Below are 13691 nucleotides of genomic sequence, written 5' to 3'. Positions count from 1 at the left end.
CGTCGAAGGGCGACGCCACGCACGTCAGCCCGCGAACCCGCCTTCGGCCAAGTACGCCAACTCTTCCGGCGTGCTCTTGCGTCCAAGCACCGGATTGCGATGTGGGAAGCGACCGAAGCGCGCGATGACGTCGCGATGCAGCTTGGCGTATTTCGTAAACTCCGGGTCGCGCGTCGCCTCGACCAACACCACGGCGCGCTCCTGCAACGCGAGCTCCTCGGCGTGCTCAAGCGGCATGTAGAAGAACACGCGCAGCGCGGAGTCCGTCGCTGTGTCGAAGCCCTTCTCGATCGCCCTGAGCGTCACGCCTTGCGCGAGCGCGTCCGTGGCGAACGCGTGCGCGCTGTTGCGGAAGATGTTGCGTGGAAATTGATCGAGTAGGATCAGCAGCGCTAGCGCGCCTTCGGCGTCCAATTCCCAATGCGACAGCTCGCGACGCGCAGCGGCGTGGTGCTCAGCTTCGAACCCACGGCAGCGGCCATCGAAGGCTTCGTTCTTCACGAACCAGGCCTTCGGCCCCGCATCGCGCCAGAAGCGTACGATCTCGCCGGCAGTCGCCATCCCGTCCTCCGTCAGGCCGCTTTCGCCAGCGCGACCTTCCGTACGAACATGATGATGAACAGCACTGTCGCCAAGATCACCGCGAGCGATGCGTACTTCACCAGGGTCGGGTCGTGGTTGGCGCTCAGCAGCATCAGCGCCAGCCCAGCTGGCATGGCGATGTTGGCGATGATGGCCAGCACGCACTGCACCAGCGCCATCCGTGATGCACCAAGCGCCGGATAAGCGCGGTGCATCAGGCCGAACGCCGCCAGCGTCACCCAGCCCAGCAGGTTCAAGTGCACGTGCGCCGGGACCAGTGTGAAGTCCTGCGAAATGCCCATGTGGATGCCCAGGGTCTCGCCCACCAGGAGGCAGAGCAGGGCCGTGGTGATGAAGATCAGATCGTAGCGCATGACACCCCCGTCGTTTAGAGAGTCCTTAGCGCGGGTCCGTTCCCCGCGTCACGAGGAAACGATGCAAGTTACCTATGAGCGCGACGCCGACCCGGCGCTGATCAAGGCCAAGCGCGTCGTGGTGATCGGCTACGGCGCGCAAGGACACGCGCACGCGCTGAATCTGCGCGACAGTGGCGTCGACGTGCGTGTTGCGCTGCACGCGACGGCCCGTCGCGCCGCGGAGGCGCGCGCCGATGGCTTTGCTCCGATCACCGTTGCGGAAGCCGCGCAAACCGCCGACGTGCTCGTCATGTGCGCGCCCGACGAAGTGATGCCCGATCTCTACGCCGCCGAAATCGCGCCGTATCTGCACGCCGGCCAAACACTGATGTTCGTCCACGGCTTCGCGTATCACTACGGCTTCATCAAACCGCAGGCGGACGTGAATGTGGTGATGGTCGCGCCCAAGGGGCCGGGAAAGGCGCTGCGCGAAGCTTTCACGCGCGGCGGCGGCCTGCCTGCCATCGTCGCCGTCGCCAACGATACTGGCGGCGCGGAAGCGCTGGCGTACTCATACGGCGCCGCCATCGGCTGCGGCCGCGCCGGCATGATTGCGTCGTCATTCAGAATCGAAACCGAAGGCGATCTCTACGGCGAGCAGGTCGTGCTCTGCGGCGGTCTCACGCATCTGATCCGCACCGCGTGGGAAGTCCAAGTCGAAGCCGGCACGCCGCCGGAACTCGCCTATTTCGATTGTCTGCATGAAGTGAAGCTGCTCTCAGACTTGATCCACGAGCGCGGTATTGCCGGCATGCACCTCGCCATCTCCAACACGGCGGAGTACGGCGAATACGTCACCGGCCCCAGGATCATCGACGCGCGCGTGAAGGATGCGATGCGCGCCGTGATGGCGGATGTGCAGAGCGGCAAGTTCGCGGAGCAGTGGATGGCGGAGTATCGTGCGGGAGCGCCGAATTTAGCGCGCGTGCGCGAAGCGGCGGCGGCGCATCCGATCGAGGCGGCGGGGGAGAGTGTGCGGACGCTTTTGAAAGGGTAGCTTAGTTCGCGCGGGTGGGACGCCAGCACGGTTCAAGCGCCGCGAGCATCTCGTCTGCCCATAACGCGACCGGACTTCCAATATTGCCGCTGATTTCGATGTCGTTTGTAAAGAGAAGCCTGCGATTCCAGCCTGCGCTTCGCGTCCAAAGGCGGTTGTCGTCTCCATCAAACTGAGGTGACGGCACAACGGTTGGAGGTAGTTCGTTGCCCACGCGTGGCAGATCGATCGTTGGCAGAGGCAGTGATTCCAATGCCGCAAGTTGATCTAGTAGAGCAGGGCAGTCCCCCGCGCTCAGTTCGCGCATATCACTTGAGGAACTCGTCCGTATTTGGGCCTGCCACAAGTAGGTGGGGTTGGGCGGCGAGATGTCGACACCAAAGCTAACGACGATCCAGGCGTTTCCCCACGTGTCGCTACGACTGAACACCACTGACCACTTTCCGTATGGGCTGTGGATCGCTTCGTTCCGAACTTCGCGAAATATTCGAAAGCGCTCTTGGAGCGCGTCGTAGGCTGCTCGCTGCTCAGGCGTGAGTTGAGCTTGAGCAGAAGCAGGCTCGCACCAAGTCGCTAGTGCTGCGATGAGGATGGCCGATATTGCGCGGATCATTGCGTGAGCCTAATCGAGAGTTGGCGATTCAAGAAGGTCCTCACATGAATGTGCGCATCGGCACGCCGCTTTCTCCCTCCGCTTTCCGCGTCATGCTCCTCGGCGGCGGCGAGCTTGGCAAGGAAGTCGTCATCGAGCTGCAGCGGCTTGGCGTCGAGACCATCGTGGTCGATCGCTACGCCGACGCCCCAGCCCAACAAGTCGCCCACCGTGCCCACGTCATCGACATGACCGACGCCAAAGCTCTCCGCGCGCTTGTCGAACAGGAGCGCCCGCACCTCATCGTCCCGGAGATCGAAGCGATCGCCACCGACGAACTGGTCCGCATCGAAGCCGACAAGCTCGCCACCGTGATCCCCACCGCCAACGCCGCGCACACCACCATGAACCGCGAACGCATCCGCGTGCTCGCCGCAGAAGAGCTGAAGCTGCCAACGTCACCCTACGCCTTCGCCTCATCGCTGGAAGAGCTGCAAGCGGGCATCGACAAAATCGGCTTTCCGAATTTCGTGAAGCCCGTGATGTCGTCCTCGGGCAAAGGCCAGAGCCGCCTCAAATCGCAAGCCGATGTTGCGCCAGCGTGGGATTACGCCATGAGCGCCGGCCGCGTGAAGCAGGCGCGCGTGATCGTGGAAGGGCAGGTGATGTTCGATTTCGAGATCACCTTGCTCACGGTGCGCGCGGCAAGCGGCGCTCATTTCTGCGAACCGATCGGTCACGTCCAAGTCGACGGCGACTACGTCGAAAGCTGGCAGCCGCAAGTGATGAGCGGAAAAGCGCTCGAGCGTTCGCGCGACATCGCCGGCAAAGTCACCGCGGCGCTCGGCGGCTACGGCATCTTCGGCGTCGAGCTTTTTGTGAAGGGCGACGACGTCTGGTTCAGCGAAGTCAGCCCGCGCCCGCACGACACTGGCCTCGTCACGCTGGTCTCCCAAGTGCAAAGCGAATTCGCACTTCACGCGCGCGCCATCCTCGGCCTGCCGGTGGACACCACTCTCCGCGCCCCAGGCGCGAGCGCGGTGATCTACGGCGGCATGGAAGGCCAAGGCATCGCTTTCGACGGCGCGGCCGAAGCGCTCGCCATCCCCGAAACCGAACTCCGACTCTTCGGCAAACCGGAGAGTTTCAAAAAGCGCCGCATGGGTGTCGCCCTCGCGCGCGGCGCAGACGTTGGCGAAGCCCGCGCTCGCGCAATGCGGGCCGCTTCGGTGGTGAAGCCCATCGCCTCGTGATCCGAATCAATCGATGGCGCGTAGCGCGCCCATGAAACCAAAAGCCACCGACGCCCAAGTCCGCGCTGCCTTCGCCGAGATCGTCAACATGACGCGCGCGAGATTGAAGCGTGGCACAAGACGGAGCCGTCAGCATCAGTTGGTCAGGATTCCGGTGACGGCGTTTCGGTCGGCGTCAAAGCCGGCTAACGCACAATCCAACTTCTGCGCATCAAGCGCGCGCCGAACGCTGACGACATCAAACACATGCGCCGTGTCGTCAATTTCATCCGCCGCCAGCTCACACTAGCACCGCGCGTCAACCGCGAGACCTCGCGTTGGCGCTACGCTCTGATGAACTGGGGCCACGATCCGCTGAAGCTCAGCGACACCGACAGCCCCTGGCGCTGAACCGCGCGCAGCGGTGACGCAAATGCTCGCCTAAGCGCGCTGCGAACGCAGCTTTTCCGCGCGCCGGTATTCCGCGAACGAGATGAGACGCTCTTCCGCCTCGTCCCAAAGCGACAGGCCGGTCGAACGAACGCTCTCGAGCAGCGTCAGCTTGCTGACTGTCTTCAATTCCGGGTGGTCTCGCAGCACGCTGGGGAGTCGGTAGAACGGGATGCGGCTGCTGACGTGGTGCACGTGATGCACGCCGATGTTGGCGGTGATCCAGCGCAGAGGCGCCGGCAGCTCGTAGTAAGAACTGCCGAGCAGCGCCGCCTCGGTCGGGTTCCAGTCAGCTTGCCGCGCCCAGTGCGTGTGCTCGAACTGGTGCTGCACGTAGAACAACCAGACGCCAATGGACGCCGCCAATAGCAGTGTCGGCAGGTGCACGAGTAGCAGCGCTTTCCAGCCGCCGAGCGCGATCGCCAGCCCGACCAGGCCAGCGATTGCCGCATTGGTGCCGAGCGCGCTCAGCCACGGACGCCAGCCTTCGCGCATCTGTCCTGTTGGCAGGCGGTGTTGCAGCAAGAACAAGAAAGCGGGCCCAATCCCGAAAATCACGCTGGGGTGACGGTAGAGCCGATAGCCGAACCGCTTCCACGGCCCAAGTGCGCGATACTCTTCCACCGTGAGCGTCGCGACTTCGCCGATGCCGCGGCGATCGAGATTGCCCGACGTGGCGTGGTGGATGGCGTGGCTGCGCCGCCAGCAATCATAAGGCGTAAGCGTCAGCACACCGATGACGCGGCCGGTCCAGTCGTTGAGCGCAGGATTTTTGAAATAGGCCCTGTGACCACAATCGTGCTGGATCATGAAAAGACGTACGAGGAAGCCCGCGGCCGGCGCCGCCAACAGCAGAGCCAGCCACCACAGACCAAAGCTTGCGGCCACCCAAGCGCAGGACCAAAGCAGCACCAAGGGCGCGGCGGTTAGAACGAGTTCGATGATCGAACGCGACATGCTCGGGCGCTGATAGGCGGCGAACACTTGGCGCCAGGATCGAGTTTCGGGAGTGTCGGTCAAAGGAGTGATTTCTCCGGCCAATTCGGCGTGAGCCGTGGCCATGCGGCAGAGTCGTTGGGGAGGCGCGCCCGGCGCTAGAGTCAGCGCGTCGCAAGCGTTTGTCGAATTAATACTGCAAGGATGCGGCGCTAGCATGGCGGATTTGTCGGCGCCCAATAAAGCCGCGCCAAGATTGGCCTCTGAAATTGCGCTCCATAACACCGCATGCTGGCCAAACTAGTTCGAACGGCATAGCGTCTCTCAACACGGGAGACGCGCATGCCGACGCCGCAGACGCCGATCAACTCAGGCTACGGCATGCGCACCGAAGCGCGCGACGCCCTCGGCGGGCGCGATCTCACCGGCAAAGTCGCCATCGTCACCGGCGGTTATTCCGGTCTCGGCCTTGAGACCACAAAGGCGCTCGCCGGGGCGGGCGCTATCGTCATCGTTCCAGCGCGCACGCCGGAGAAGGCGCAAAAGGCGCTCGTCGACATCGCCAACGTCGAACAAGCCGCGCTCGATCTCGCCGACCCCAGGAGCATCGATGCGTTCGCCGGCGGTTTCCTCTCGCGCACCAAGACGCTCGATATCCTGATCAACAACGCCGCTATCATGGCGTCGCCGCTAATGCGCGACGCCCGCGGCTACGAAGCGCAATTCGCCACCAACCATCTCGGTCACTTCCAGCTCACCGCGCGTCTTTGGCCTGCGCTGAAAGCCGCCCACGGTGCGCGCGTCGTCGCATTAAGTTCGATCGGCCACCGCATCAGTCCACCCGATCTCGAAGACCCGAACTTCGAGCGCACCGAATACAACAAGTGGCTTGCTTACGGCCGCGCCAAGTCGGCCAACGCGCTCTTCGCCATCGGCCTTGATCAACGCGGACAGACACACAACGTCCGCGCCTTCGCCGTGCACCCCGGCGGCATCATGACCGACTTGCAGCGCTACATGCCGGACGAAGAGAAGCGCGCCATGGGCTGGATCGACGCTGACGGAAAAGTCGACGAGCGCTTCAAGACGCCATCGCAAGGCGCCGCGACCAGCGTCTGGTGCGCGACCAATGCGCAGCTTGACGGCCAAGGCGGCGTCTATTGCGAGGATTGCGATATCGCGGTCGCCGTGCCGGCCGATGACAAAGGTTTCTCCGGCGTACGCCCGTGGGCGACCGATCCCGCGCTGGCCGACAAGCTGTGGGCGCTCAGCGAGAAAATGACGGGCGTGCGGTTCTCGGCCGATTGAGCCGACGGATTGCCCGCATTGGCGCGTTGAAATGATCATGAACCGTCGCACCTTTCTCGCCGCCACCGCGGCGGTCTGTTTAGCAACGCCTGCACGCAGTGAAGCTCTCAACTTTGAAGGGGCCGCGACTTATTCGGCTCAACGGCGCGGCGTTTCGTTGTTGGTCATGCGGGCGGGTGAGACCGTCTTTGAAGACTATCCCAACCAAGGCAGCGCGGGGCGTGGCTGGGAGTTGGCGAGTGGCACAAAGAGCTTCACGGGGATCATGGTGGCGGCGGCTATCCGCGACGGGCTGATCCGCTCATGGGACGAGCCCGCCGCCGATACGCTGCCGGAGTGGCGCGATGACGAGCGCCGCCGCATCACGCTGCGCCATTTACTTTCGCTTACCAGCGGCGTCGCGGGCGGCCCGATCGCGCGTCCGCCTGCCTATGCAGACGCAATCGCCTAGCCCGCCGGCGCACCAGCTGGCGAGCGTTTCGCATACGGCCCGACGCCATTCCAAGTCTTCGGCGAGATCATGCGCCGCAAGCTCGATGGCGATCCGCTTGCTTACCTGCAGCGGCGCATTTTCGATCCGCTCGATATGAGTCCCACTCATTGGCGGCGCGGTCGCGATGGCAATCCGCAGATGCCGTCCGGCGCAGGCCTTACCGCGCGCGATTGGGCACGTTTCGGCTGGTTCGTGTTGCGCGACGGGGAGGGCCGCGTCGATGCCCCGGCGTTGCGCGAGTGTTTTGAGCCCAGCCGCGCCAACCCGGGATACGGTCTTTCATGGTGGCTGCTACGCGACGGCCTTGTGCCGCCTGGGCGCGTGCAATCGGTTGATGTCGATCCCGCTCTCGAAGCCCGGTTCGGGCGCATCAACATGGCGGCGGGCGCCGGTGATCAGCGGCTTTATCTCATTCCACGCCTTGATCTCGTCGTGGCGCGGCAAGCGAGCGGTATCTTGCGCGCGCTGCGCGGGCGGCGCGACGGGCCGTCATGGTCGGACGCTGCTTTCCTCCACACGTTGCTTGGCGCTTAGGACTTCGTTCACTGTAACAGGTCTTCACCACGAACGCTTCGGCAAGGTCCCATGTGCTATTGCGCTTTCACAAGGGCTGAAAGTTAGCGACCTATGAAGGCGGGAGTTGTGAACGCGAAGAGCGCCGCGCGAAACGCGTGGATTGGCGTTGGAGCGCCGATCCTCGGGCTCGTGCTCGTCACCATCGTGTTGGCGACTGCCACCTTCGCCGGCTTCTCGCGGGAACAGGATCGCGGCTTTGAACGCAGCTCCAGCCGCCTCGCAGGAAGCGCCTTGGACGGGCGTGCGCGCGCCATGAGCAGCGTCACGCTGGACTACGCCAATTGGACGGAGGCCTACAACGCAGTTTCGGTCGCTTGGCGCCCAGACTGGGTGGAGAACAATATCTATTCGAATGTTGCTGATGGCATGCTTCTGGTGCGCGGTAACGGCTCGGTGCGCTATGCGTGGTTTGGCGACGGTGTCGCCTCGCAGAGTGACGACATCCAAGCTGCCGCCGTGCGCGCGATTGTCGCCACGCCGGGACTTCGCAATCTTGCGGCTGCGCCAACGCCCGCCGAAACCGTCGCGCGCACACTAACAAACGCGAACGGCCAGCTGCTTGTCATCGCCGTCTCCCCATTCAGCCCCGAGGACGACGCTGACCGGATCGTCCAGGCTGCTGCGCCGCAGACCTACATGGTCATTGTCGATGTGCTTACGGCAGATGAGTTGTCCGAGATGGGCGCCGCCGTCGATCTGCAAGGATTGACCTTCTCGCCGGCGCCTCTCCTTGCCGACGAGGCGTTGGTTGCGCTGCCTGTGACGTCAGCGGGCGGACACCCTGTGGGGACGCTATCTTGGCGTCACGCGCATCCTGGCGCGGTCGCCTTTCAGGCGCGCATCTGGCCGGTCGTGTTCGGTCTCGCCCTGATTGGGGCGTTGACGATCCTAATCGCGCGCATGCTGGTCTCGCGTCAGATCGCCGTAATGGCGCGGGCGAGCAGTGCGATCGAATCGAGCCGGGAAAAATCAGAATTCCTGGCGCGCGTCAGCCACGAGCTGCGAACGCCGCTGAACGCCATTATCGGCTATGCCGAACTCGTTCAGGAGGAGACCGAGGCGCCTTCGACCCGCGAAGACACTGGACGGATCATTTCAGCGGCCCGTCATTTGACGCAGCTCATCAACGATATCATCGACCAATCCCGCATTGACGCCGATCGCATCAAGTTCAATGCCGAGGTCCTTCCGGTTGCGGGTATTGTCGCGGAGGTGCAGGGCCTGATGCGTCCAATCGCAAAGGCGGCGCGCGTCACGCTAACGGCGACCTCTGATCCGATCGCGGACTACGTCTTTGCCGACCATGTCCGTTTGCGTCAGTGCTTGCTGAACATTGCGGGCAATGCCGTAAAGTTCGCGCCGGGCGGGGACGTGGAATTGCGGGCATGGCGCCAGGCGGGGGACCGTCCGTTCGTCGTCTTCGAAGTTCGCGACACTGGCATCGGCATCGGAGCTGACGAAGTCGGCAACATCTTCCGCCCGTTCGGCCAAGCCAACGCGGCGATTAGCAAAACCTACGGCGGCACCGGCCTTGGTCTTTCAATCGCTCGCGATCTCGCGCGCGGCATGGGCGGCGACCTCACCGTGGTGAGCGCGCCGGGCGAAGGTTCGACGTTCAGCCTCAGCGTCCCCGCCCCGACCGCGAGCGCACTGAAGGCCGCCTAAGCCGCGAGCACTGTGACAGTTTTATTTACGCCGCGCCTCTGTTTGACAGCACGATGACACCGGCTAAAGGTTCCTTTCAGCGGGTTTGCGCGGGGAATTTGAGATGAATCTTGAAGTCGAAGATTTGGCGGACGGCGTCACCGCCGCGCGGCTTAACGGGCGCATGGATATCGAGGGCGCGCAGGCCGTTGATATGAAGTTCAACGTTTTGTCTGGCACGAAAAAGAAGCTCGTCATCGACATGTCGGGCGTCACCTTCATTGCGTCGATGGGTTTGCGCACGCTGATGATGTGCGCCCGCTCGATGGCGTCAAAGGGCGCTAAGATGGCGATCGCCGGCGCTCAGCCGAATGTGATGAAGGTGCTGGAAACCAGCGGCATGTCCCAGATCGTTCCCGTCACCGCGTCTGTCGACGACGCAATCGCCGCCGTTGCCGGCTGAACGGCTTCTTCCCGAGCACGCTGTCGCCGACAGTCTGAGCGCGGTGCGCCCGGCCGCGGTCTGGGTAGAGGCGCAAGCGGCTGCCGTGGCGCTGCCTGATGATTTGATGCACGACCTGCAGGTGTGCCTTGAAGAGGCGCTTGCGAACTTGATCATGCACGGCCGCGCGCGGGACGGCGAGAAGGACATCCGCATCGCGGTGCGCGCTGCGCCTGGCGAAGTTGAGATTGTCGTCCGCGACGCCTGCGAGCCGTTCGACGTCACCGATGCGGGCGTCGCCCAGCCCCAAACCGAGGGACGCATCGGCGGGCAGGGGCTGCGGCTGTTGCGCGCGTTCGCAACGGCGCTCGCCTATCGCAGCGAACCCGCTTTCAATGAGCTGCGCATGACATTCCGTAGCGGCGCGGCGGCGGCGGGCGCAGGCCTCAGCGATCTCATTCGCGGCGTGCCTGCATTTTCAGGTTTGTCGAGCGCGGCGTTGCAAAAGTTGGCAGAGGCCGCCGAGCACTGCACCTACCTGCCGAGCGATATCCTGCTCGCCGAAGGCGTTCCGAGCACGTTTGCGCTTCTGCTTGTTCGCGGTGAGGTCGCCGTTGTGAACCAAAGCGCGCGCGGCGACGTGCCGCTCGCGCGGATTACGGCGCCGGCGCTGATCGGAGAGATCGGCGCTCTTGCGGGGCTGCGCCGCACGGCCGGCGTTCGCGCAGTTACCGTGGTTGAGGCGCTTCGGATCGACCGCGACGCCTTGCTCGTCGCCGGACGCGATGCGCCCGATATGTTGGTCTCCGTCATCGGGCAACTCGGTCAGCAGATTCACAACATCAACGGCGCCATCGGCCTCTACGCGGCCGGTCTCGGCGCGCTGGAGAACGACGCACTGAATTCGGCGCTGTTGGGCGATCTAAACAACCCGACGCCCGAACTCGCAAACTTCGCCGACGCATTTCGTGGCCTTGCGCGCCGAGTGACGCTGGAGCGGCGCACGCGAGGCGAGATGGCGAGTGCGGCGCTGATCCAGGCGGCGCTGCTGCCGAAGCCGATACCAGCCGCCGCGTTGGCTGGTCGCTGCGACGTGCACGGCGCCATGAAACCAGCGCGCCAAGTCGGCGGCGATCTGTTTGACATCGCCATGCTCGATGATCGGCGTCTCGCTCTTGTCGTTGGCGACATCTGCGGCAAAGGCGTGCCGGCGGCGTTGTTCATGAGCGCCACGGCGACGGCGCTGCGCATTGCCGCACGCGGAGCGCAGAATTTGTCCGAACTAGTCGGGCAGGCCAACGACGCGCTCTGTTCGAACAACGACATGGCGATGTTCACGACGCTGTTCTATGGCGCACTCGATCTGGACACGCGCCGCCTGGAGTACGTGAACTGCGGCCACAATCCACCTCTGCTGCTGCGCCACGATGGCGTTGTTGAGCTGCCGGGGGCCGCCCCGCCGCTTGGTCTCTTTGCCAACCACAGCTGGACCTCGCACACGATCGACCTTGAGCCAGGAGAGGGCGTATTCCTCTTCACCGATGGCGTGACCGAATGCATCGACGCCGCGGGCGAGGAATTCACCGACTCCCGCCTCGTCGAGATTCTAACGCGCAGCTGGCGCACCAACAGTGCCGACGCCTTGGTTGCAACCGTGGTTGCCGAAGTGGAAGCCTTCGCCACCGGCCAGGAGCAGTTCGACGACGTGACCTGCGTCGCCGCGCTCTTGCGCTAACTTACGCCAAGCGGATTTCCCGCAAGCGTTCGTACAGGAAATCCTGAGCGGTGATCGGTTCGGGATAGCGGTTCGGGTTGTCCGGCGTGACGCAACTCGGCAGCGTCTCGATCAGGAAATCTGGCGCGAAGTGCAGGAAGAACGGGATCGAATAGCGCGGCAGGTGAGCGCGCTCCGGCGCCGGATTGACGACGCGATGCGAGGTGGACGGCAGCACGTGGTTGGTCAGCCGCTGCAGCATGTCGCCGATGTTCACCACCAGCGCACCGTCCGGCGGGTTCACATCGAGCCACTGACCCTCACGCGTCAGCAGCTGCAACCCAGCTTCCTCCGCGCCCAATAGCAGCGTGATCGTGTTGATGTCCTCGTGTGCTTCCGCGCGGACACCGTCCGGGTTTGGCGGCGTCGGCGGATAGTGCAGCAGGCGCAGCACCGAGTTGCCGTCGCGCGTCGCGTTGGCGAAAGCGTTTGTCGGCAAATTCAAGAAAAGCGCGATTGAGACCAGCAGCTCTTGGCCCAACCGATCTAGCGCATCGTAAAGTCCGTAAACGTCGCGCCGAAACCCCGGCGCTTCGCTCGGCCAGAGATTGTGCGGCATGTGCGGTCGGTAACGGTGCCCTTCCGGTAGCTCGCGGCCAACGTGCCAAAATTCTTTCAGATCAACCTTCGCCGCGCCCTTCGCCGCTTCCATGCCGAACGGCACATAGCCGCGTTGCCCGGCGCCGCCCTTCACGTGAGAGCGTCGCTTCACTTCTTCAGGCATAGCGAAGAACGCTTTCGTCGCATCAAGCGCTCGCGCGATCAGGTCCGCGTCGAGTCCGTGATCGCGCACGATCGCGAAGCCGTAGCGCGCATAGCTCTCGCCCATCGCGCGCGCGAAGCCGTCGGGATCGGTGCGGCGATCCTTCATCGACAGGGCGGGGAGGGCGTCCGGGGCCATCGAGTCGAAGCATCGCGCCGCCGCGAACCGGACGCAATGTCTTAACGTGGCGTTTACGATTTCCAGTCGAGCCTGGACGCTCAGGGAGTCGCACATGTTTTTCTTCGGATCGCATTCCTGGCGCGGCGCGAGCGGCCGGCGCTATCGTTTCAAATGCGTTCTGACCAAGCAGGGTCTGCCGCCGCAAGGTGTTGGCGGCATCTACGTGTTTGTCCGCCGGCGTTTCGGTTTCCTGATGGAGCCGCTCTATGTCGGCAAGGCGCACGAATTGCGCTCGCGCCTAATGGGCCACGAAAAGTGGCCGCGCGCGTTCTGGTATTACGGCGCCACCGAGCGCTACGTCCTTGGGCCGATCCGCGACGAAGTGGATCGCCGTCGCATCGAGGAAGACCTCATCCGTGGCCTCAAGCCGCGCATGAACGACATGGAGATTCCGCAGGCCAAAGGCGCGGCCCGGGCAAAACGGAACGCAGCAGCGAGCCGCGCTTTCGACCTATCGGCCATCCTCGGCAAACGCCCGCAGCAGGCTTGATCGCTTGACCCGCCCGCCCCGGCGCGCGACAGCCGGGACGAATGAGTACCCACGCGCCCTCTGAGCCGCCGCAACCGCCGAAAAGCGTGTTCGACAAGCTCTCCGAGTTTGCCAACAACATGGACTCCCGCGCCTGGCGCGCGGTGGCGATTTCGATCGTCATGGCCCTGGTTGCGCTCGCCATCCTCATCATTGGTCGCTTCTATTTCGCCGAGGAAGTCGAAGCGTTCATAGACGGCACATTGGGCGAGGCGCGCCGCGGCCATTGGGGCCTAGTGGCCGCCATCGTCGTCTTCACGCTCACGGCGTATGTCGGCGCGCCGCAGATTGTCCTGATCGGCGCTTGCGTGGTCGCCTTTGGCCCAGAGCTCGGTTTTTGGAACGCCTGGCTCGCCACCATCGTCTCTGGCGCGGCCACGTACTCCACCGGCCGTCTCGCCAGCGCGCAGACACAGAAACGCTTCGGCGGCGCCACGGGCGGGCGCTTCACGCGCTTCATGGGCAAGAACGGTTTTCTCGCCAGCCTCATTGTCCGTTTCGTACCGACGGCACCGTTTGTGGTCGTCAACATGGCGTTCGGCGCCGCGCGGGTGAATTTCTGGGCTTACTTGTGTGGCCTCGCGATTGGCGTGCTGCCGAAGACCGTCATCATCGCGTTCGCCGGCGATAGCATCATGGACGCGTTGCAGGGCGAATTCCTCGCCGCGCTCGTGATGGGCGTGCTTGCCGTCGGGCTGTGGCTGCTGGTCGTTGTGATTGTGCGGCGCTGGTTGCGGCGTGAGCAAAACCAAGTCGAAGCTGACGAAGCGTAAAGGC

General features: G+C 64.0%; 14 protein-coding genes and 1 pseudogene. 10 read left to right on the top strand and 5 right to left on the bottom strand.

Annotated features, from left to right (window positions below; translation table 11 throughout):
• Nucleotides 1-24: 24 nt before the first annotated feature.
• Both DSM104635_RS13530 and DSM104635_RS13525 read right to left on the bottom strand, forming a co-directional pair.
• Nucleotides 25-561, bottom strand: a complete 537-nt coding sequence (locus DSM104635_RS13530; RefSeq protein ID WP_158766711.1) for a DUF924 family protein — start codon at nucleotides 559-561, stop codon at nucleotides 25-27.
• 11 nt (nucleotides 562-572) lie between these two features.
• Nucleotides 573-956 carry a hypothetical protein gene (locus tag DSM104635_RS13525; RefSeq protein ID WP_158766710.1) on the bottom strand — a complete coding sequence of 128 codons (384 nt, stop codon included), beginning with the start codon at nucleotides 954-956 and terminating at the stop codon, nucleotides 573-575.
• Nucleotides 957-1017: 61 nt separating this feature from the next.
• Between DSM104635_RS13525 and ilvC the strand changes: the two genes are divergently transcribed.
• Nucleotides 1018-1995 (top strand): ketol-acid reductoisomerase, encoded by a 978-nt coding sequence (gene ilvC / locus DSM104635_RS13520; protein ID WP_158766709.1) that lies wholly within the window; start codon nucleotides 1018-1020, stop codon nucleotides 1993-1995.
• A gap of 1 nt (nucleotide 1996) precedes the next feature.
• Here ilvC and DSM104635_RS13515 read toward each other — a convergent pair whose 3' ends face one another.
• A complete protein-coding gene (locus DSM104635_RS13515; RefSeq protein ID WP_158766708.1) occupies nucleotides 1997-2608 on the bottom strand; it encodes a hypothetical protein in 612 nt (203 codons plus the stop codon).
• Between the two features lie 44 nt (nucleotides 2609-2652).
• Between DSM104635_RS13515 and purT the strand changes: the two genes are divergently transcribed.
• Both purT and DSM104635_RS13505 read left to right on the top strand, forming a co-directional pair.
• Nucleotides 2653-3840, top strand: coding sequence for a formate-dependent phosphoribosylglycinamide formyltransferase (gene purT, locus DSM104635_RS13510; RefSeq protein ID WP_158766707.1), 1188 nt, complete (start codon nucleotides 2653-2655; stop codon nucleotides 3838-3840).
• Between the two features lie 195 nt (nucleotides 3841-4035).
• Entirely contained in the window at nucleotides 4036-4230 is a 195-nt protein-coding gene (locus DSM104635_RS13505; protein ID WP_323368362.1) for a DUF3140 domain-containing protein, read from the top strand.
• A 30-nt stretch (nucleotides 4231-4260) separates the two neighbouring features.
• On the opposite strand, the gene DSM104635_RS13500 is transcribed toward DSM104635_RS13505, so the two are convergent.
• Nucleotides 4261-5331, bottom strand: a complete 1071-nt coding sequence (locus DSM104635_RS13500) for a fatty acid desaturase (RefSeq protein WP_158766705.1) — start codon at nucleotides 5329-5331, stop codon at nucleotides 4261-4263.
• Nucleotides 5332-5547: 216 nt separating this feature from the next.
• Between DSM104635_RS13500 and DSM104635_RS13495 the strand changes: the two genes are divergently transcribed.
• The 5 genes and pseudogenes from DSM104635_RS13495 (at nucleotide 5548) to DSM104635_RS13475 (ending at nucleotide 11403) form a co-directional block, all read left to right on the top strand.
• Complete coding sequence (locus DSM104635_RS13495) at nucleotides 5548-6513, top strand: oxidoreductase (protein ID WP_158766704.1); 966 nt, start codon at nucleotides 5548-5550, stop codon at nucleotides 6511-6513.
• Between the two features lie 31 nt (nucleotides 6514-6544).
• Nucleotides 6545-7540: pseudogene (locus DSM104635_RS13490) on the top strand (serine hydrolase domain-containing protein).
• A 108-nt stretch (nucleotides 7541-7648) separates the two neighbouring features.
• On the top strand, nucleotides 7649-9247 hold the full coding sequence (locus tag DSM104635_RS13485) for a sensor histidine kinase (protein ID WP_158766703.1): 1599 nt from the start codon (nucleotides 7649-7651) through the stop codon (nucleotides 9245-9247).
• Between the two features lie 103 nt (nucleotides 9248-9350).
• Nucleotides 9351-9689: an STAS domain-containing protein gene (locus DSM104635_RS13480; RefSeq protein ID WP_158766702.1), complete on the top strand. Its 339-nt coding sequence runs from the start codon at nucleotides 9351-9353 to the stop codon at nucleotides 9687-9689.
• A gap of 43 nt (nucleotides 9690-9732) precedes the next feature.
• Nucleotides 9733-11403 (top strand): SpoIIE family protein phosphatase, encoded by a 1671-nt coding sequence (locus tag DSM104635_RS13475; protein ID WP_158766701.1) that lies wholly within the window; start codon nucleotides 9733-9735, stop codon nucleotides 11401-11403.
• A gap of 1 nt (nucleotide 11404) precedes the next feature.
• Here DSM104635_RS13475 and DSM104635_RS13470 read toward each other — a convergent pair whose 3' ends face one another.
• Nucleotides 11405-12343: an isopenicillin N synthase family dioxygenase gene (locus tag DSM104635_RS13470; protein ID WP_158766700.1), complete on the bottom strand. Its 939-nt coding sequence runs from the start codon at nucleotides 12341-12343 to the stop codon at nucleotides 11405-11407.
• 94 nt (nucleotides 12344-12437) lie between these two features.
• On the opposite strand from DSM104635_RS13470, the gene DSM104635_RS13465 reads away from it, so the two are divergent.
• Entirely contained in the window at nucleotides 12438-12875 is a 438-nt protein-coding gene (locus DSM104635_RS13465; protein WP_158766699.1) for a GIY-YIG nuclease family protein, read from the top strand.
• A gap of 41 nt (nucleotides 12876-12916) precedes the next feature.
• Nucleotides 12917-13687 carry a TVP38/TMEM64 family protein gene (locus DSM104635_RS13460; protein WP_158766698.1) on the top strand — a complete coding sequence of 257 codons (771 nt, stop codon included), beginning with the start codon at nucleotides 12917-12919 and terminating at the stop codon, nucleotides 13685-13687.
• Nucleotides 13688-13691 lie beyond the last annotated feature (4 nt).

The organism is Terricaulis silvestris (genome assembly GCF_009792355.1).
Taxonomy (GTDB): domain Bacteria; phylum Pseudomonadota; class Alphaproteobacteria; order Caulobacterales; family Aquidulcibacteraceae; genus Vitreimonas; species Vitreimonas silvestris.
Note: the sequence above shows the minus strand (reverse complement) of the source record. Positions and strands in the feature narration are given on the sequence as shown.